Annotated in this window: 18 protein-coding genes; 12 read left to right on the top strand and 6 right to left on the bottom strand. The window is 49.7% G+C overall.

Features of this window, described 5'->3' with window-relative positions:
• Positions 1 to 83 precede the first annotated feature (83 nt).
• Together ftsE and ftsX are read left to right on the top strand one after the other, a co-directional pair.
• Positions 84 to 734, top strand: a complete 651-nt coding sequence (gene ftsE, locus EL143_RS09500; protein WP_085416162.1) for a cell division ATP-binding protein FtsE — start codon at positions 84 to 86, stop codon at positions 732 to 734.
• Positions 734 to 1,657, top strand: a complete 924-nt coding sequence (gene ftsX / locus EL143_RS09495; protein WP_085416163.1) for a permease-like cell division protein FtsX — start codon at positions 734 to 736, stop codon at positions 1,655 to 1,657. Before ftsE ends, ftsX begins: the two co-directional genes overlap by 1 nt.
• Positions 1,658 to 1,715: 58 nt before the next feature.
• Here the strand turns inward: ftsX and EL143_RS09490 are convergent, their stop codons facing one another.
• The 3 genes from EL143_RS09490 to EL143_RS09480 form a co-directional block, all read right to left on the bottom strand.
• Complete coding sequence (locus EL143_RS09490; RefSeq protein WP_085416164.1) at positions 1,716 to 2,561, bottom strand: 23S rRNA (adenine(2030)-N(6))-methyltransferase RlmJ; 846 nt, start codon at positions 2,559 to 2,561, stop codon at positions 1,716 to 1,718.
• 91 nt (positions 2,562 to 2,652) lie between these two features.
• Positions 2,653 to 3,432, bottom strand: coding sequence for a basic amino acid ABC transporter substrate-binding protein (locus EL143_RS09485; protein ID WP_085416165.1), 780 nt, complete (start codon positions 3,430 to 3,432; stop codon positions 2,653 to 2,655).
• Positions 3,433 to 3,558: 126 nt separating this feature from the next.
• The gene (locus EL143_RS09480) at positions 3,559 to 3,810 is read right to left on the bottom strand and encodes an NGO1151 family protein (protein ID WP_085416166.1); all 252 of its coding nucleotides are present in this window, start codon (positions 3,808 to 3,810) and stop codon (positions 3,559 to 3,561) included.
• Between the two features lie 83 nt (positions 3,811 to 3,893).
• Here EL143_RS09480 and EL143_RS09475 point away from each other — a divergent pair, with 83 nt between their 5' ends.
• From EL143_RS09475 to alr, 4 genes are all read left to right on the top strand, one after another.
• Positions 3,894 to 4,637 carry a hypothetical protein gene (locus tag EL143_RS09475; protein ID WP_085416167.1) on the top strand — a complete coding sequence of 248 codons (744 nt, stop codon included), beginning with the start codon at positions 3,894 to 3,896 and terminating at the stop codon, positions 4,635 to 4,637.
• A gap of 14 nt (positions 4,638 to 4,651) precedes the next feature.
• Positions 4,652 to 5,134 carry a DUF3465 domain-containing protein gene (locus tag EL143_RS09470; RefSeq protein WP_085416168.1) on the top strand — a complete coding sequence of 161 codons (483 nt, stop codon included), beginning with the start codon at positions 4,652 to 4,654 and terminating at the stop codon, positions 5,132 to 5,134.
• A 135-nt stretch (positions 5,135 to 5,269) separates the two neighbouring features.
• Positions 5,270 to 5,830 (top strand): pseudouridine synthase, encoded by a 561-nt coding sequence (locus EL143_RS09465; RefSeq protein ID WP_085416169.1) that lies wholly within the window; start codon positions 5,270 to 5,272, stop codon positions 5,828 to 5,830.
• 45 nt (positions 5,831 to 5,875) lie between these two features.
• Positions 5,876 to 6,934, top strand: a complete 1,059-nt coding sequence (gene alr / locus EL143_RS09460) for an alanine racemase (protein ID WP_085416170.1) — start codon at positions 5,876 to 5,878, stop codon at positions 6,932 to 6,934.
• Positions 6,935 to 6,985: 51 nt separating this feature from the next.
• Here the strand turns inward: alr and EL143_RS09455 are convergent, their stop codons facing one another.
• From EL143_RS09455 to EL143_RS12390, 3 genes are all read right to left on the bottom strand, one after another.
• The gene (locus EL143_RS09455; protein ID WP_085416171.1) at positions 6,986 to 8,899 is read right to left on the bottom strand and encodes an ATP-binding cassette domain-containing protein; all 1,914 of its coding nucleotides are present in this window, start codon (positions 8,897 to 8,899) and stop codon (positions 6,986 to 6,988) included.
• 82 nt (positions 8,900 to 8,981) lie between these two features.
• A complete protein-coding gene (locus EL143_RS09450; protein WP_085416172.1) occupies positions 8,982 to 9,170 on the bottom strand; it encodes a ribosome alternative rescue factor ArfA in 189 nt (62 codons plus the stop codon).
• 165 nt (positions 9,171 to 9,335) lie between these two features.
• On the bottom strand, positions 9,336 to 9,512 hold the full coding sequence (locus EL143_RS12390; protein WP_169709815.1) for a protein MIGRI: 177 nt from the start codon (positions 9,510 to 9,512) through the stop codon (positions 9,336 to 9,338).
• A 104-nt stretch (positions 9,513 to 9,616) separates the two neighbouring features.
• Between EL143_RS12390 and metX the strand changes: the two genes are divergently transcribed.
• The 6 genes from metX to aceF all read left to right on the top strand — a co-directional run bounded on the left by metX (position 9,617) and on the right by aceF (position 17,636).
• Positions 9,617 to 10,756 carry a homoserine O-succinyltransferase MetX gene (gene metX / locus EL143_RS09445; protein WP_085416173.1) on the top strand — a complete coding sequence of 380 codons (1,140 nt, stop codon included), beginning with the start codon at positions 9,617 to 9,619 and terminating at the stop codon, positions 10,754 to 10,756.
• Positions 10,753 to 11,334, top strand: a complete 582-nt coding sequence (metW, locus tag EL143_RS09440; protein WP_009116745.1) for a methionine biosynthesis protein MetW — start codon at positions 10,753 to 10,755, stop codon at positions 11,332 to 11,334. Before metX ends, metW begins: the two co-directional genes overlap by 4 nt.
• A gap of 2 nt (positions 11,335 to 11,336) precedes the next feature.
• Positions 11,337 to 12,062 carry an SDR family NAD(P)-dependent oxidoreductase gene (locus EL143_RS09435; protein ID WP_085416174.1) on the top strand — a complete coding sequence of 242 codons (726 nt, stop codon included), beginning with the start codon at positions 11,337 to 11,339 and terminating at the stop codon, positions 12,060 to 12,062.
• 62 nt (positions 12,063 to 12,124) lie between these two features.
• Positions 12,125 to 12,754, top strand: a complete 630-nt coding sequence (locus EL143_RS09430) for a Smr/MutS family protein (RefSeq protein ID WP_197719590.1) — start codon at positions 12,125 to 12,127, stop codon at positions 12,752 to 12,754.
• 453 nt (positions 12,755 to 13,207) lie between these two features.
• Complete coding sequence (aceE, locus tag EL143_RS09425; RefSeq protein ID WP_085416176.1) at positions 13,208 to 15,880, top strand: pyruvate dehydrogenase (acetyl-transferring), homodimeric type; 2,673 nt, start codon at positions 13,208 to 13,210, stop codon at positions 15,878 to 15,880.
• 118 nt (positions 15,881 to 15,998) lie between these two features.
• Positions 15,999 to 17,636, top strand: a complete 1,638-nt coding sequence (gene aceF / locus EL143_RS09420; RefSeq protein ID WP_085416177.1) for a dihydrolipoyllysine-residue acetyltransferase — start codon at positions 15,999 to 16,001, stop codon at positions 17,634 to 17,636.
• Positions 17,637 to 17,659: the final 23 nt, after the last annotated feature.

Below are 17,659 nucleotides of genomic sequence, written 5' to 3'. Positions count from 1 at the left end.
GTCGGTTTGAGTCGGCCTTATTGTATAATCGGTCGGATATTGGTTTAAATATTATATTGGCTTAAATAACATAGATAACCATCATGATACGATTCGAACAAGTCTCTAAAATCTACCCGGGCGGATTCGCAGCAATCCAAAATCTGAGCTTTCAAATCAATAAAGGAGAAATGATTTTTCTGGCAGGGCATTCGGGAGCGGGCAAGTCAACCGTGCTCAAGCTGATTGCCGGAATTACCAAGCCTACCGAAGGCAAGGTTTGGATGAATAATCAGAATATCGGCGATCTTTCCGATAACCAACTCGGCTTTCTGCGCCAACACATCGGCATTGTTTTCCAAGACCATAAAATCCTCTACGACCGCAACGTGCTGCAAAATGTGATTCTGCCGCTGCGGATTACCGGCTATGACGTGAAAGCAGCGGAAGAACGGGCGATGATTGCAATTGAAAAAGTGGGATTGGCGGGCAAGGAAAAAGCCGATCCGATTACCATGTCGGGCGGCGAACAGCAGAGGCTGTGTATCGCCCGAGCCGTGGTGCACCAGCCCAGCCTGCTGATTGCCGACGAGCCTTCGGCCAACTTAGACCGCGCTTATGCTTTGGATATTATGGAATTGTTTAAAACATTCCATGAGGCGGGCACCACGGTTATCGTGGCGGCTCATGATGAAAGCCTGATGGCGGATTACGGCCACCGGATTCTGCGTTTGCATCAAGGGAGATTTGCATAATGAATTTCAAACATTATTTTTCGCTGCATGCAGAATCGGCCAAAAGTGCTGCCGCGCAATTTATCCGCCAACCTTTCGGTATGTTTTTGATTCTGATCATGCTCTCTATTGCCATGACTTTGCCTTTGTCGCTTTATTTGGGTGTGCAGAGTGCGCAGGCATTAATCGGCAAAATGAATGAAGCACCGCAGATTACGCTTTATATGGAGCTGGGCGCGGATACAGGCGACAATGAAGAGGTGCGTAAGCTTTTATCGCAGGATAAACGGATTGAAAAATATGAATTTGTCGGCAAGCAGCAGGGTTTGGACGAATTGCAGAAAAGCATGGGCGGGCAGGATTTGGTGTCGATGCTGGACGAAAACCCTTTGCCCGATGTGTTTATCGTAACGCCGCAAGGCCATCCGGCTCCTGCGCAGATGAAGGCTTTGCAGAATGATTTGAACCAATTTCCGATGGTGGAAAGTGCGGAACTTGATGCGGAATGGATGCAAACGCTGTATCAGGTAAACGATTTCATTCGGAAAATCTTTTATTTTCTGGCTGTTACCTTGAGTTTGGCCTTTGTGCTTGTAGCGCATAACACCATCCGTTTGCAGATTCTGAGCCGCAAAGAAGAGATTGAAATTACCAAGCTTTTGGGTGCGCCTTCATCTTTCATCCGACGCCCGTTTCTTTATCAGGCTGCATGGCAAAGCCTGCTGGCCGCCGGTGTGAGTTTGGTTTTGTGCGCTTGGCTCATGACTTCAAGCCGGCCTTTGGTAAACCAGATATTCAAACCTTATGGTGTGAACATTGAATGGCGCTTTTTTACCTTCCCAGAAATTTTGCTGGTTTTGCTGGTGGTTACCGCGCTCGGTATGGGCGGTGCATGGTTGGCGACGCAGCAGCATTTGCTGGGTTTTAAGGCCAAGAAATCTTAAATGGGTTTGAGAAAGAAGAATGCCTGTCTGAAAAGTGTTTCAGACAGGCATTTTCATATTATGCAATCCGATAATCCAATTCAAACCGCGCCCGGTCATCTTGTTTTAAAAGTTTGCATAAACCGGGCAGGGTATCGGTAAGCTGTTTGGCCAAAAGGTAGGGCGGATTGATGACAAACATGCCGCTGCCGTGCATGCCGAAACCGTCAGCGCGCGGGGCGTGCACATGAAGCTGCACATTTAAATAGTTTTCGGGTGAAAGTTTCGTTAAAGCTTTCGGCAGCTTCCGGCTTTCTTCGCGGGAAAGGCAGGGATACCAAACCAGATAGCAACCTTCCGCAAAGCGCTTTTGCGCCTCTTTCAGCGTTTGTAGCACGCGCTCGTAATCCTGTTTTTCTTCATAAGGCGGATCAATCAATACCACGGCGCGCCGGGTAGGGGGCGGAAGTAGGGAAATCAAACCTTGATAGCCGTTTTCCTGCCTGGTAATGCAGCGCCTGCCCAATTTCCATTCCCGAACATTATTCTGTAAAAGCGCAAAATCTACCGGATGCAGCTCAAATAAGCGCATTTTATCGCTTTCGCGCAAAGTTGCCGCTGCTAAAAGAGGCGAGCCGCAATACAGGTTTTCATCAGGCAAAAGCTTGTTCAGACAGGCATTGAATTGCTGCAATGCCTCAGGCAAGCCGGAAGCGGCGCGCAAACGGGCGATACCTTGCCGGTATTCCCCTACCTTTTGCGCCTGTTCGGCGGCAAGGTTGTAAACACCTGCGCCGCTATGTGTGTCGATATACCAATAGGGTTTGTCTTTTTTATTGAAATAGTCCAACACCAGCCAAAGCGTGAAATGTTTGAGTATGTCGGCATGGTTTCCGGCGTGGAAAGCGTGGCGGTAACTGAGCATAATCCGGGAAAAATGAATGGGTTGATAAATAATGCCTGTCTGAATGTTTCAGACAGGCATTCTGCTTTAAATCGAAGAGAGATGCAAAAGCTTATTTGGCAAAATATTTGCTTTCGATTTTTTCGTATTCACCGCTTTCGCGCACTTTTTTCAGAGAATCATTCAGCATTTTGAGCGTTTCTTCATCGTTTTTACGCACGGCAAAACCATAGTTTTCTTCAGTGAAGTCAGGCGCTTCTACCACAGTGAAGCCTTTGTTGGGGTTGTGTTTCAGATAATTGCCGACTACCGCGCTATCCGTAACCACGGCATCCAACCCGCCGCTTTCCATCTCTTTGATTACCAAAGGCAATGTATCGAAACGCGCAATCTTCGCGCTGTCTTTGCCCAACATCTTGGAAATAACAAAATCTCCGGTTTGGCCGGTAATCACACCTACCTTATTGGCTTTTTTCAAATCATCAACATTTTTAATGTTTTTACCTTGCGGTACCAGAATCACTTGGGTAATTTTGTAGTAAGGATCGGTAAACGACATGGTTTGCTTGCGTTCGTCGGTGATGGTGATGGCCGAGGCCAAAATATCCACATCGCTGTTACCCAATGCGGCGAACAGGCTGTCCCACGGCTGGTGTTTGTATTCCACTTTGAAATTGCCTGCCGCAGCCATAGCGTTCATCAAATCAACGTCAAAACCTTCCACATTATTTTGGGCATCCAGCGATTCAAACGGCGCAAACTCCGCATTCGTGGCTACACGGTAAACTTTATCCGCTTTTTGTTGGCCGCCGTTTTGGCTTTGTCCGCCGCAGCCGCTCAATACCAAAGCCGAACACATTAATGTAGCAGCAAGCCATTTTTTCATATTCATGATCGTGATCCTGTTTCAAGATAAATAATGGAAAAGCCAGATAGAAGATTCTATTGAATGGAGCATTTTATCATGACTTTACATAAAGTGACATTTTTTCAGACAGGCATAGCCATTCGGGGTGTGTTAATGCTCTTTTTCCCTAAAGAAAGAGTAGGTTACGTCGTGAAACAAATCAATATGCGGGCTGTCTTCATAGCTTAATTCGGCCAGCGCATCCTCAAAAGCCAATTGGATGGATTCCACCGCATCCTGAGCCATATCGGACGGCAATGCGCGAATAAGCCCTTCCAAAGCGGTTGAAAGCACACGGTTTTGCATGCGCACCACTTCATTGGCTTCCTCTAAAAATTCAATCCTTTGTTCCAAGCTGCTCATCATGTTTCCTTAGAAAATAATCTGATAAAATAAGGACACTAATTATAAGCCTTGAAACGCCAGCAAAGAAAGCATTTAAAGTAATGAACAATCAAAGATTCAATCCGACACATCAACACCTTCCTCAAGGCCAGCAGGAAGAATGGGAACGTAAACTCGAAGAACTCCGCCGTCAAAACAGCGGCCAGCCGTTATCAGGGGCGCGCCAGATTAGCAGCGCCATCCAGCCTCAGCCTGCCATGAAAAACCTTGCGCAAACCGAAGCGCGGGAGCGTGCGTTAAGAGAATATCTGCGCGAGTGGCAAGAAGAAATCAATGCAGAATTTTCAGCCGACCAGCCGGTAGAGGATACCGCCGTTTTATTGCAGGAAGACTGGATTGCCGCGCAGGCCGCTTTACAGGGCGATCCGGAGGAAAGCGCCATCGAAAGTACCCACACCGTATGGCTTAATCCCAAACGCCAAAGCGGCGGAGAGCAAGCCGTTGAGCAAAAGGAAATTTTTGACAAAGATACCCCGCCGATTGCCGCTGAAAATATTCCGGTAAGCATTAATGTTATCAATCCGCAAGTCGCGCCCAAGCAGCCGGTTACATGCCTGTCTGAAAAAGAATTGCTCGAGCGGCTTACGGCCAAATTATTGCCGCACCTGACCGATGCCGTTTCCGGCATGATACGCACTGCCGTGCAGAAACAAACCGCAGTGCTTACTTATCAAATCCAAGAAACGCTTGCAAAAGAAACACCCGGCTTGGTTAAAGAAGTGCTCGACCATAATTTAGCAAGCGTGATGAAAGACATACGCTACGATTTAAAATACAAACGCTGATGCCTGTCTGAAAAATGAATAAAAACACGATAATTATCGCAGCCGTTGCTGCCCTTGCCCTATTCGGCTGGCAGCATTTCAACACAACGCCCAAACAACCCGCTTCGGATATCAATCCAAGCCATACGCATCATCAAACGGACGCAGCCGGGAACCGGCAAAATTTTGAACACATTCTCCGGCAGGCTTATCAAAACCGCAGAAGCAACCTGCAAATCGAAGGCAGCGGCACGGTTAAAAAAACATTGCCGGATGATAACAAAGGCTCGCGCCACCAACGCTTCATTCTCAAGCTAAACAGCGGTCAAACTTTACTCGTTGCCCACAATATCGACCTGGCGCCCAAAATTCCCGGATTGAAAAAAGGCGATACGGTCGGTTTTTACGGTGAATACGAGTGGAGCGAACAGGGCGGCGTGATTCATTGGACGCATCATGACCCCGCCAAACGCCACCCCGACGGCTGGTTGAAACACCAAGGGATTGTTTACCAATGATTCTGTGGTAAGTCCTAATTCACTTCGGCGCTAATACAGAATTGTGCGAAAGAGCATTATGTTATCAAGCGGGTTTGCCGAAGCGGATTTAAGGTAAAATATTGCCGTTTTATCTGCTTATAGCCGCAATCTGCAATGTCACACCTGATTATTTTCAACAAACCCTACGGCGTTATCTGCCAGTTCAGCCCGCATGAAAAACATCAATCGCTGAAAGATTATATTGATGCAAAAGGCTTTTATCCGGCAGGAAGGCTGGATACCGATAGCGAGGGCCTGCTTTTGCTTACCGATGAAGGGCATTTGCAGGCGCGGATAACGGAGCCTAAATTCAAGCTGGAAAAAACATATTGGGCGCAAGTCGAAGGGCAACCCGACGAAAGCAAGCTGGATATTTTGCGCAAAGGGGTGGATTTGGGCGACTTTGTAACTCGGCCTGCCAAAGTGCGCGTGATGGAAGCGGAAGAAACGGCTCGGCTTTGGCCGCGCAATCCCCCGATAAGGATGCGCAAAACAGTGCCAGATTTTTGGCTGGAAGTGAAAATCAGTGAAGGAAAAAACAGGCAGGTGCGCAGGATGGTCGCTAAGGCGGGCTATCCTTGCCTGCGTTTGGTGCGCGTGGCGGTGGGCAGGATTAATTTGTTTGACGAGAATCTTGACTTAGGTGCTTGGAAGTTTTCAGACAGGCTGCCATAATTCGGGCGGCCTTGTTTCATTGTTAATCATTTAAGGAATATTCAAATGCGGCCTTTGCGGGCAGAAATTTATTTAAACCGTTTGCGCGATAATTACCGCACTTTAAAGCAAATCCACGGCGGTAAGCTTTTGGCGGTTTTGAAAGCGGATGCCTACGGGCATGGTGCGGTGCGGTGCGCTTTGGCGCTGGAAGATTTGGCCGACGGTTTTGCCGTAGCGTGTATCGAAGAAGCTTTGGTGCTTCGGAAAGCCGGAGTGGATAACCCGATTGTGCTGCTGGAAGGTGTGTTTGATGCGGCCGAATACGATTTGGTGGATGAACACGGCTTGTGGCCGGTTGTGGGCAGCCAATGGCAGCTTGAGGCCTTGTTGAACCATGATTGGAAAGAGCCGGTTAAAGTTTGGCTGAAAATGGATTCGGGCATGCACCGTGCCGGTTTTTTCCCCCACAATTACGCGCCGGCTTACTACACTTTGAAACAAAGCCCGAAAGTGTCGGATATTGTGAAATTCAGCCATTTTGCCTGCGCCGACGATGCAGACAGCGGCATGACCGACATACAGATCGAAACTTTTGACGCCGCCTGCCAGGGCTTGGAAGGCGAAGAAAGTCTGACCAACTCTGCCGCAATGCTGGCTTATCCGGCGGCGCGGCGGGATTGGGGGCGTGCAGGGCTTGCTTTATATGGCGTGGATCCGTTTTTGGAGCATGATACGCGTATCAAGCCGGTGATGCGTTTATCGACCAAAGTGTTTGACGAGCGCGTTTTGCAGCCGCATGAGCCGGTGGGCTATGGTGCCACTTTCTATACCAAGCGTTCAACCCGCGTCGGCCTGACTGCCTGCGGTTATGCCGACGGCTATCCGAGACGGGCATCAACCGGCAGTCCTGTTGCGGTAAACGGCGTGCGCAGCCGGATTATCGGTTGTGTGTCTATGGACATGATTACCGTTGATTTGAACGGCACGGACGGCGCCATCGGCAGCGAAGTGGAGCTGTGGGGCGATAAGATAGATGTTAACGAAGTGGCGCAAAGCGCGGGCACGATTGCTTACGAGCTTTTGTGTAATGTGAAGCGCGCCAAGTTTGTTTATATAGATTGATTATTTGATGAGCACAATGCCTGTCTGAAAAGCTTTTCAGACAGGCATTGTTTATTGTGAGAAACCGTTTTGCTTGTTTTCCAAAGCTTCCCAGCGTTCCAGCTTTTCCAGCAGCAGCATTTCGATTTCTTCCGAACGCGTTTGCAGCTTGGCGGCTTTTTCGTAGTTTTTGAAGATTTCGGGGTCGGAAAGCTGCGCGGTTAATTCGGCCTGCTCGGATTCAAGCGCGGCGATTTCGTCAGGCAACGCATCAAGCTCGCGTTGCTCTTTATAGGAAAGTTTGACCGTGCGGTTTTGTTTGGCGCGCGTGTTTTTTTCCGGTTCGGTTGCGCCGGCTGTTTTTGCAGTTGCGGTTTGGATGGCTTCTTCGCGCGCTTTGGCATCCAGATAATCCTGATAGCCGCCGATGTATTCTTTCAGGCGGCCTTCACCCTCGAAAACAATGCTTTGCGTAATCACATTATCAAGAAACATCCGGTCGTGGCTCACCAGAAACACCGTGCCTTGATAGTCGCGCAGCAATTCTTCCAGTAACTCCTGCGTGTCGATGTCCAAATCGTTGGTCGGTTCGTCGAGCACCAGAATATTGGCGGGTTTGGTAAACAGCTTGGCAAGCAGCAGACGGTTGCGTTCGCCGCCGGAAAGCGAAGAAACCGGGCTTTGGGCGCGGGCGGGATGAAACAGGAAGTCTTCCAGATAGCCCATCACATGCCGTTTTTTGCCGCCGATTTCCACATAATCATTGCCTTGCCCGAGCGTGTAAAACACAGTGTCGTTTTCGTTGAGCGCGCTTCTGAATTGGTCGAAATAAGCCACTTCCTGTTTGCTGCCCAAGCGGATTTTGCCGTAGGTCGGCTGCAATTCGCCTAAAATCAGCTTGAGGAAAGTGGTTTTTCCGATGCCGTTCGGGCCGATTAAGCCGATTTTGTCGCCGCGCTGAATCACGGTGGAAAACGGGTTCATAATCACTTTATCGCCGTAGCTGAAGCCTGCGTGTTCCAATTCGGCAATGATTTTGCCGCTTTTCTCGCCGCTGCTGAGTTTGAAATTGACTTGGCCTTGCCGCTCGCGGCGCTCGGCACGCTGGCGGCGCAGTTCTTCCAAACGGCGCACGCGGCCTTCGTTGCGGGTGCGGCGCGCTTCGATGCCTTTGCGTATCCACGCTTCTTCTTGGGCGTGAAACTTATCAAACAAGCGGTTGTGTTCGGCTTCCACCGCCAATTCTTGCGCTTTTTTCTCGCTGTATTTAGAGAAAGAGCCGGGATATGAGCGTAATATGCCGCGATCCAGTTCGACGATGCGGTTGGCGATATTGTCGAGAAAGCGTCGGTCGTGCGTGATCACGATGATGCTGCCGCTAAATTGCCGGAGCAGGTTTTCCAGCCAGATAATCGCATCTATATCAAGGTGGTTGGTGGGTTCGTCTAAAAGCAGGATGTCCGGTTTCTGCACCCAAGCCTGCGCCAGCGCGACGCGTTTTTTCTGGCCGCCGGAAAGGTTGGCTATGGTTTCGTTTTCAGGCAGGCCTAATTCGCTGACGGTTTGCTTGATGGCGGCGTCAAACTGCCAGCCGTCAAGCGTTTCCAATTCGGTTTGCAGGGTATTCAGCTCTTTGAGCAAGGCTTCCGACTGCTCGTTTTCCAAACGCAGGCTGATTTGGTGGTAGCGGCGCAATAGGTCGCGCAGATCGCCCAAACCTTCGGCAACCACATCAAACACCGTGGCCGACGCATCGAAGAAACTTTCCTGCGGCACATACACGGTTTTCAGGCCGTTTTGCACGATCAGCTGCCCGTCGTCGGGCTTTTGCACGCCTGCCAGAATTTTCAGCAAGGAAGACTTGCCCGCACCGTTGCGCCCGATAAGGCCGACTTTTTCTCCGGTATCAAGCTGGAACGAAGTGTTGGCCAGCAATGCAACATGACCGACGGCGAAAGAGCAGTTTTCTAATTGCAGAATATTCATGGTGTTTGGCAGGTGATGAAACAAAAGCGGCTATTTTAAGTGAAAGTACCCGCTTGGAACAGTATGACGGGTAAACGATTTTTCAGGCAGGCATAAAAAAATCAGGTTTTTTGCTTATCAAAAAACCTGATTGCTTGTTGCCTTTGCGGCTGTAAGACCCTTTGCCTTTTTTCGGCTTGTGGATTTTGGGCTGGAATAAATTGGATTTAACCAACGCTTTTAAGGCATTGTCTTTGATTTTGCCTTTGTTGATTTCTGTTTTTCTAGGCATGGATATTCCTTTTTGAAGTTTTACGGTAGATGCCTGTCTGAATCGTCTTTTTTCAGACAGGCATTTAGGCATTATTATAACCTAAGTTTTTCAGACAGGCATTGCAGCAGCGCAATTGGATAACCGTAACAGATTGTCGGAAGCGAAATATGTGAACATGCGGCTTCAGATGCCGAAGGATAAGTGCATCAGAAAAGCCAATGTGGTTACAACCAACACCACCCAAGCCGTTAAACGAACAATATCGTTGAGCGCGCGTTTCTGTTTCCTGCCAAACAGGCGGTTGATGATAAGCGCTGCAATCGAAAACAACAAAACAATGCGTAAGATCCGCCCGATCATGATTAATGCCTGTCTGAAAAACGCCGGTTTGAAAATGCCTGTCTGAATGCACAAAGCAGGCGAAGCCGCTATAATAAACGCTTTTCCGAAAATATGCCTGCCTTATGAACCGTGCCAACAGTGTCGGGCTGGTCAGCCCGCAGAAAATCCCGTTTGAATCACCTTTGCTCCTGCAAAGCGGCCAAACGCTGCCCCGTTTCGATTTGATGATTGAAACTTACGGAACGCTCAACGAGGCCAAAAGCAATGCCGTTTTGATTTGCCATGCTTTGTCGGGCAACCACCATGTGGCCGGATACCACAGCGAACAGGATAAAGCGCCCGGCTGGTGGGACAATATGGTCGGCCCCGGCAAGCCGATTGATACCAACCGTTTTTTTGTGGTCGGCTTGAACAATCTCGGCGGCTGCCACGGCAGCACCGGGCCTTTGAGCAAAAACCCTGAAACCGGCGAGGAATACGGTGCCGACTTTCCTGTGGTAACGGTGAAAGACTGGGTTAAAAGCCAAGCGATGCTGGCCGATTATTTGGGTATCGTACAATGGGCGGCGGTTGTGGGCGGCAGCTTGGGCGGTATGCAGGCGTTGCAATGGACGATTGATTTCCCCGACCGCGTGCGCCACGCTTTGGTAATTGCCTCGGCCACGCGTTTGTCTGCGCAAAATATTGCGTTTAACGATGTGGCGCGCCAAGCCATTATCACCGATTCCAATTTCCACAACGGCCATTACCGCCGCCACAACACCATTCCCCGCCGCGGTTTGCGCATTGCCCGCATGATGGGGCACATCACTTATCTGGCCGAAAAAGGCATGGGCAAAAAATTCGGACGCAGCATGCGCAGCGACGGCTACCAATACGGCTATGATGTTGAGTTTGAAATCGAATCTTACCTGCGCTATCAAGGCGATAAATTTGCCGAACGTTTCGACGGCAACACTTATCTGCGTATGACCAAAGCTTTGGATTATTTCGCTCCTGCCGATGAATACGGCAATGATTTGTCGGCAGCATTAAGCCATGTAAAAGCCAAATTTTTCGTTGCCAGTTTCAGCACGGATTGGCGCTTTGCGCCGGAGCGTTCGCGGGCTTTGGTGAAACATTTGGTCAGAGCAGGAAAAAGCGTGCAATATATAGAAGTGGAGTCGTATCACGGCCACGATGCTTTTTTGATGACCGACGAGCCTTATGTCCGCGCCATGCGCGCTTATATAAATAATGTTTACAAGGAGTTGCAAGCATGAATCTGCGCGATGACCTGCAACTGATTTACGATTGGATTCCTGAAAACAGCCGGGTTTTGGATTTAGGCTGCGGCAAAGGCGAACTGCTTTCAGCATTGGTGCGAAACAAACATTGCAGCGGCTACGGTGTGGAAATCGACACCGAAGGCGTGCTTGCTTCCATGGAGCGCGGTATCAACGTGATACAGGCCGATTTGGAGCAGGGCTTGCAGGATTTCGATTCCAACAGCTTCGATATCCTGGTGTTGAGCCAAACCATCCAAGCCATGCAGAATACGGAAAATATTTTGCGCGACCTCACGCGCGTAGCCAAGCAAGCTATCGTATCTTTTCCGAATTTCGGTTATTGGCGCAACCGCGTTCAGCTCGGTTTAACCGGCCATATGCCCGTATCCGAGCGCATGCCGTACCAATGGTATAACACGCCGAATATCCATTTCTGCACCATCGTCGATTTCGAACTGCTGTGCGTGAAAAACGGCATCCATATTTTGGAGCGCGCCGTGATGACCAAAGGCAAGCGTGTCAACACTTTGCCTAATCTGCTCGGCAGCCTGGCTTTTTACCGGGTAGGCTGAATATGGAAAAAGTGATTATCACCGGCCACAGCAGGGGATTGGGAAAAGCCCTAACCGAGCTTTATCTCAACAAAAACCGTCCCGTTTTCGGCTTGTCGCGTAAGCTGCTGCCGGAATGCCTGTCTGAAAATCTGCAGCAGCAAGCAATTGATTTATCAAACGATCAAAACTTGAGCCTATGGTTGGAGCAGGGCGGCTTAACTCGTTTTTTAAACGGTGCCGATAATATCGTGTTGATTAATAATGCAGGTACAACGGCGCCGAGCGCCACATTGGGCAGGCAAAATGCAGCAGAAATCATGCAGGCGGTGGCGCTTAATGTTACCGCACCGTTGCTGCTGGCCAACCATATTGCCGCACACAAACCGTCGGATGCCTGTATGAAAATCGTTCACATATCGAGCGGCGCCGGCAGAAATGCTTATCCGGGTTGGAGCGTATACGGCGCCACCAAAGCTGCGCTTGATCATCATGCGAGGTGCGTAAATATTGAAGCCGATCCGAATGTCCGCGCCTTATCCGTCGCTCCGGGTGTGGTCGATACCGACATGCAGGCAGCCATCCGCGCTTGCGATGCCGATGATTTTCCGATGCTGCAACGGTTTCTCGATTTAAAAGAAAAAGGCGGTTTGAGCATGCCGGAGGAAACTGCCGCAAAAATAGCAGCTATTATTGATGACGAGTGTTTCGGAACAGAAGCTTTAGCCGATGTAAGGCAAAATCCGTAACCATTTTTCAGACAGGCATCATGCCTGTCTGAAAACTTTCATGCTATCGAACAGAGTAAATAATGAAACAAGATTTTCAAGCCACCCTAAAAGCCTTGGGAAAACAGGTCAAACAGGAAGCAGAAGCGAAAGCCGAACAAGAAAAAGCCGCGCGTAAACAAGCGGAAGAAGAAGTGGATTTCGCCAAAATGATGAGCGATGTCCAACCTCTGAAAAGCCGAAACCGCTATGTGCCGCCGCGCGACAGCTCGCCCATCAAACCGCGCAAACAGGAGGATTTGCACCTCGAACAAGAAAACTATTTTTATGTAGGCGAAGGACAATGGCTGGAAGTGCCCGATAAATTCAGTAAAAACGGGCAAGGCAGCAACGACATCAAGCGCTTGCAAAGCGGTCATTATCCGGTGGTTGCTGATGTGGATTTGCACGGTTACACGCAGGAAGAAGCGCAGCAGGTACTGAATGAGTTTATCGAATTCACCAAAAAGCGCGGCGTGTGCGGCGAAATCATCCACGGCAGCGGCCTTGGCTCATCAGGCTATCAGCCGGTGCTTAAAAATTTGGTGCGCCGGTGGTTGATGCAGCATCCCGATGTGCTGGCCTATGTGGAACCGCGCAAAGGAAATGACGGTGCGGTAAGGTTTTTATTGAAGCGCCAATGGCGCGATCCTGATGAAAAAAACGGCAGATAAAAAACTTGCCTTTAACTTTTTTAACACTTGGCAATGAGCCGGCAAATACAGCCTGCAGGCTTTTTACCCGTTTCATTTGCGAATATTTCAATGGCCGATGTGATTAAAATATTTCAATATTGGGCGCTTTATTATTCCAATTTGAACATGAAAGAAAACAAAAATAGAATTTAAATGCCGAAAATTTGTTTTAAGGCAAATGAAGCTGTTTGCCTTGTAAGATGATTGCTGTTAGCATTCGGGAATACGCTTATATCTAGAGGTAATACAATGGAATATTTAGGTCGGCTGCAACTTTGATGCCTGTCTGAAACCATTGTTTTTCTTAGATGAAATACATAAGTAACGGTTGCTTTTAGATTTTGAAATTCTGCTTAATTTTCGAAAACGAAAATTATTGGATTCGCAATTAACAAGCTTCTTTAATTAACTCAACTGAAAGGGATTGTCATTATGTCCACCCAAATTCAAGACGTTGATCCTATTGAAACCCAGGAATGGTTAGACGCATTAAGCTCGGTTTTGGAGCACGAAGGTACCGAACGCGCGCACTTCCTCTTGCAAAATCTGGTGAAATACACCCGCCGCCGCGGCGTGCATATGCCGTTTGACGCAACTACCGCATATTTGAACACGATTCCGGTAGGCAAAGAGCAGAAATCTCCGGGGAATCATGAATTGGAGCACCGTATCCGTTCTATCATCCGTTGGAACGCCGCCGCAATGGTATTGCGGGCAGGCAAAAAAGATTTGGAACTGGGTGGCCATATTGCTTCTTTCCAATCTGCTGCGACTCTGTATGACGTCGGCTTCAACCACTTCTGGCATGCCAAAGGGAAAGACGGCGTAGAAGGCGATTTGGTGTTTATCCAAGGCCACTCTGCTCCCGGTATCTATGCACGCGCATTTGTGGAAGGCCGTTTAACCGAAGAGCAATTAAACAATTTCCGCCAAGAAGCAGATGCAGACGGTCTGTCTTCTTATCCGCACCCTTATTTGATGCCCGATTTTTGGCAATTCCCCACCGTATCTATGGGTTTAGGTCCGTTGATGGCGATTTATCAGGCACGTTTCCTGAAATACCTTGAATCACGCGGTTTAACCAAAACCAAAGGCCGTAAAGTATGGGTATTCTGCGGCGACGGCGAGATGGACGAGCCGGAAAGCCAAGGCGCCATTTCTTTGGCAGCACGCGAAGGCTTGGACAACCTGATCTTCGTTATCAACTGTAACCTGCAGCGCCTCGATGGCCCTGTGCGCGGTAACGGCAAAATCATCCAAGAACTGGAAGGCAACTTCCGCGGCGCCGGCTGGAACGTATTGAAAGTGATTTGGGGCGGCCGCTGGGACGGCTTGTTGGCCAACGACACCAACAACGCCCTGAAACAGCGTATGAACGAATGTTTGGATGGCGACTACCAAACCTACAAATCCAAAGACGGCGCTTATGTACGCGAGCATTTCTTCAATACGCCCGAATTAAAAGCCATGGTGGCGAATATGTCGGACGAAGAAATTTGGGCCTTGAATCGCGGCGGCCACGATCCACATAAAGTTTATGCCGCTTACTACGAAGCCGTAAACAACCCGGACGGCCGCCCGACAGTGATTTTGGCTAAAACCATTAAAGGCTACGGCATGGGTGCTTCAGGGGAAGGCCAAAACATCGCCCACCAAGCGAAAAAAATGGACGTGGCTTCCCTGAAACAATTCCGCACACGTTTCGGCATCCCGGTAACCGACGAGCAAATCGAAAGCGGCGACCTGCCTTATTACCGCTTCCCGGAAGACAGCCCCGAAATGCAATACCTGCGCGAACGCCGCAATGCTTTGGGCGGTTATCTGCCGCAGCGTAATCCGAATAAAGAAGCTTTGCCGATTCCTGCTTTGGAAACATTCGACGCGCAACTTGAAGCAAGCGGCGACCGCGAGTTTTCTACCACCATGGCATTCGTGCGTATTCTGTCAACTTTGCTGAAAGACAAGCAAATCGGCAAACGCATCGTGCCGATCGTTCCGGACGAAAGCCGCACTTTCGGTATGGAAGGCATGTTCCGCCAATACGGTATTTGGAATCCGAAAGGCCAGCAATATACCCCGCAAGATAAAGACCAACTGATGTTCTATAAAGAATCGGTTGACGGTCAGATTTTGCAGGAAGGTATTAATGAACCCGGTGCGATGGCCGACTGGATTGCAGCCGCAACCAGCTATGCAAACAGCCGCTACGCCATGATTCCGTTCTATATCTATTACTCAATGTTCGGCTTCCAACGCATCGGCGATTTGGCTTGGGCTGCGGGCGATATGCGCGCACGCGGCTTCTTGGTGGGCGGTACTTCCGGCCGTACAACTTTGAACGGCGAAGGTCTGCAACACGAAGACGGCCACAGCCAAGTTCAGGCCGATCTGATTCCGAACTGTATGAGCTACGATCCGACCTTCCAGTACGAATTGGCCGTGATCATTCAAGACGGTTTGCGCCGCATGTATGTTAATCAGGAAGACGTGTACTATTACCTGACCGTGATGAACGAAAACTACGCGCATCCGGCCATGCCGCAACGCGAAGGCATTGAAGAAGAAATCCTGAAAGGTATGTATCTGTTCAAAGCCGGTGGTGCAAGCGATAAGAAAGTTCAATTGATGGGTTCCGGTACCATTCTGACCGAAGTGATTAAAGCAGCCGAGCTGCTGAAAAACGACTTCGGCGTAGAAGCCGACATTTGGTCTTGCCCGTCGTTCAACCTGCTGCACCGCGACGCTATGAAAGTTGAGCGCCATAACCGTCTGCATCCGTTGCAAGAACAAAAACTGCCGTTTGTTACCCAACAGCTGCAAGGTCATGAAGGCCCTGTTGTTGCGGCTACCGACTACATCCGCGGCTTTGCCGAGCGTATCCGTGCCTACATTCCAAACGATTTCCACGTTTTGGGTACCGACGGTTTCGGCCGCAGCGACTCGCGCGCCAACCTGCGCCGCTTCTTTGAAGTAGATAGCTACAACATTGCTGTTACCGCTTTGAATGCTTTGGCCGACCAAGGCAAGATTGAAAAAGTGGTTGTTCAGCAAGCTATTGAGAAATACGGCATCAAAACCGACACTGTACCCAGCTGGGAGCGTTAAGCAGTGGTTTTCAGACAGGCATATCGCAATGCCTGTCTGAAAAAAGGATTTTGAATGGTTCTAACAAGATAATTAAGTTGCGAACCTTGCTTCACAACTAAATTAAAGGATAAGCACGATGAGTCAAATCGTAGAAATCAAAGTACCCGACATTGGCGGACACGAGAATGTGGATGTCATTGCGGTAGAAGTAAAAGCCGGCGATACCGTTGCCGTAGATGATGCCCTGATTACTTTGGAAACCGACAAAGCCACTATGGATGTGCCTGCCGATACCGCTGGCGTGGTGAAAGAAGTGAAAGTAAAAGTGGGAGACAAAGTATCTGAAGGCAGCGTAATTGTATTGGTTGAAGCTACCGGTGCCGCTGAAGCAGCGCCGGCAAAAGAAACGGCTCCAGCTACCCCAGCACAAGCCGCACCTGCACCGTCAACCGGCGGCAACGTGGCTAAAGTGGAAGTCCCCGACATTGGCGGCCATGAGAACGTGGATGTGATTGCGGTAGAAGTAAAAGCCGGCGATACCGTTGCCGTGGACGACACGCTGATTACCCTGGAAACCGACAAAGCCACTATGGATGTGCCGTCAACTGCGGCCGGTGTAGTTAAAGCCGTTCATATCAAAGTGGGCGATAAAGTTTCTCAAGGCACCGTTATTGTAGAAGTTGAAGCTGCCGGCGGTTCTACAGCTGCCGCAGCGCCTGCGGAACAAACAGCCGAAGAGAAAAAAGCCGAACCGGCTCCTGCAGCTGCACCGGCCGCAGCCGCTCCTGCACCGCAAACAGCTTCTGCCGCACCGGTTGCCGCATTCGGCAACACGCCGGTTAACGAAGCCGCATTTGCCAAAGCACACGCAGGCCCGTCTGCCCGTAAACTGGCGCGCGAATTAGGTGTGGATTTGGGTCTGGTTACCGGTACGGGCTTGAAAGGCCGTATTGTCGGCGAAGACATCAAAGCCTTCGTTAAAGCTGCCATGCAAGGCGGCGCTGGCAAAGCCGCTCCGGCTGCACCTTCTTTAGGCGGTGGTTTGGACTTGCTGCCGTGGCCGAAAGTCGATTTCAGCAAATTCGGTGAAATCGAAGTAAAAGAGCTTTCCCGCATCAAGAAAATTTCTGGTCAAAACCTGTCCCGCAACTGGGTGATGATTCCGCATGTTACCGTGAACGATGAAGCCGATATGACCGAGCTGGAAGAGTTCCGCAAACAGCTGAATAAAGAATGGGAGCGCGAGGGTGTGAAATTGTCGCCGTTGGCGTTTATCATCAAAGCTTCCGTAACTGCTTTGAAAGCTTTCCCGGAATTCAACTCATCTTTGGATGGCGACAACTTGGTATTGAAAAAATACTACAACATCGGCTTCGCAGCCGACACGCCCAACGGCTTGGTTGTGCCGGTAATTAAAGATGCCGATAAAAAAGGCTTGAAAGAAATTTCTCAAGACTTAACCGAACTGAGTAAAAAAGCCCGCGAAGGCAAGCTCAAGCCCAACGAAATGCAAGGGGCAACCTTTACCATTTCCAGCTTGGGCGGTATCGGCGGCACCGGCTTCACACCGATTGTGAACGCACCTGAAGTAGCCATTTTGGGCGTGTGCAAATCACAAATGAAACCGGTATGGAACGGGTCTGCCTTTGAACCGCGCCTGATGTGTCCGTTGAGCCTGTCGTTCGACCACCGCGTAATCGACGGTGCGGCCGGTATGCGCTTTACCGTGTTCTTGGCAAGTCTGTTAAAAGATTTCCGCCGCATTACACTGTAACGCCGTTCAGACAGGCATTCAAA

The organism is Neisseria canis (genome assembly GCF_900636765.1).
GTDB classification, from domain to species: Bacteria; Pseudomonadota; Gammaproteobacteria; order Burkholderiales; family Neisseriaceae; genus Neisseria; species Neisseria canis.
Note: the sequence above shows the minus strand (reverse complement) of the source record. Positions and strands in the feature narration are given on the sequence as shown.

Excerpts from the sequence above, each read along its gene's own strand:
- EL143_RS09475 (WP_085416167.1), top strand. The coding sequence starts at position 3,894 with ATGAACAATCAAAGATTCAATCCGACACATCAACACCTTCCTCAAGGC.
- EL143_RS09470 (WP_085416168.1), top strand. The coding sequence starts at position 4,652 with ATGAATAAAAACACGATAATTATCGCAGCCGTTGCTGCCCTTGCCCTA.
- EL143_RS09430 (WP_197719590.1), top strand. The coding sequence starts at position 12,125 with ATGAAACAAGATTTTCAAGCCACCCTAAAAGCCTTGGGAAAACAGGTC.
- ftsX (WP_085416163.1), top strand. The coding sequence starts at position 734 with ATGAATTTCAAACATTATTTTTCGCTGCATGCAGAATCGGCCAAAAGT.
- ftsE (WP_085416162.1), top strand. The coding sequence starts at position 84 with ATGATACGATTCGAACAAGTCTCTAAAATCTACCCGGGCGGATTCGCA.
- EL143_RS09485 (WP_085416165.1), bottom strand. The coding sequence starts at position 3,432 with ATGAATATGAAAAAATGGCTTGCTGCTACATTAATGTGTTCGGCTTTG.
- metX (WP_085416173.1), top strand. The coding sequence starts at position 9,617 with ATGAACCGTGCCAACAGTGTCGGGCTGGTCAGCCCGCAGAAAATCCCG.
- metW (WP_009116745.1), top strand. The coding sequence starts at position 10,753 with ATGAATCTGCGCGATGACCTGCAACTGATTTACGATTGGATTCCTGAA.
- EL143_RS09465 (WP_085416169.1), top strand. The coding sequence starts at position 5,270 with ATGTCACACCTGATTATTTTCAACAAACCCTACGGCGTTATCTGCCAG.
- aceF (WP_085416177.1), top strand. The coding sequence starts at position 15,999 with ATGAGTCAAATCGTAGAAATCAAAGTACCCGACATTGGCGGACACGAG.
- EL143_RS09435 (WP_085416174.1), top strand. The coding sequence starts at position 11,337 with ATGGAAAAAGTGATTATCACCGGCCACAGCAGGGGATTGGGAAAAGCC.
- alr (WP_085416170.1), top strand. The coding sequence starts at position 5,876 with ATGCGGCCTTTGCGGGCAGAAATTTATTTAAACCGTTTGCGCGATAAT.
- EL143_RS09455 (WP_085416171.1), bottom strand. The coding sequence starts at position 8,899 with ATGAATATTCTGCAATTAGAAAACTGCTCTTTCGCCGTCGGTCATGTT.
- EL143_RS09450 (WP_085416172.1), bottom strand. The coding sequence starts at position 9,170 with ATGCCTAGAAAAACAGAAATCAACAAAGGCAAAATCAAAGACAATGCC.
- EL143_RS12390 (WP_169709815.1), bottom strand. The coding sequence starts at position 9,512 with ATGATCGGGCGGATCTTACGCATTGTTTTGTTGTTTTCGATTGCAGCG.
- EL143_RS09480 (WP_085416166.1), bottom strand. The coding sequence starts at position 3,810 with ATGAGCAGCTTGGAACAAAGGATTGAATTTTTAGAGGAAGCCAATGAA.
- aceE (WP_085416176.1), top strand. The coding sequence starts at position 13,208 with ATGTCCACCCAAATTCAAGACGTTGATCCTATTGAAACCCAGGAATGG.
- EL143_RS09490 (WP_085416164.1), bottom strand. The coding sequence starts at position 2,561 with ATGCTCAGTTACCGCCACGCTTTCCACGCCGGAAACCATGCCGACATA.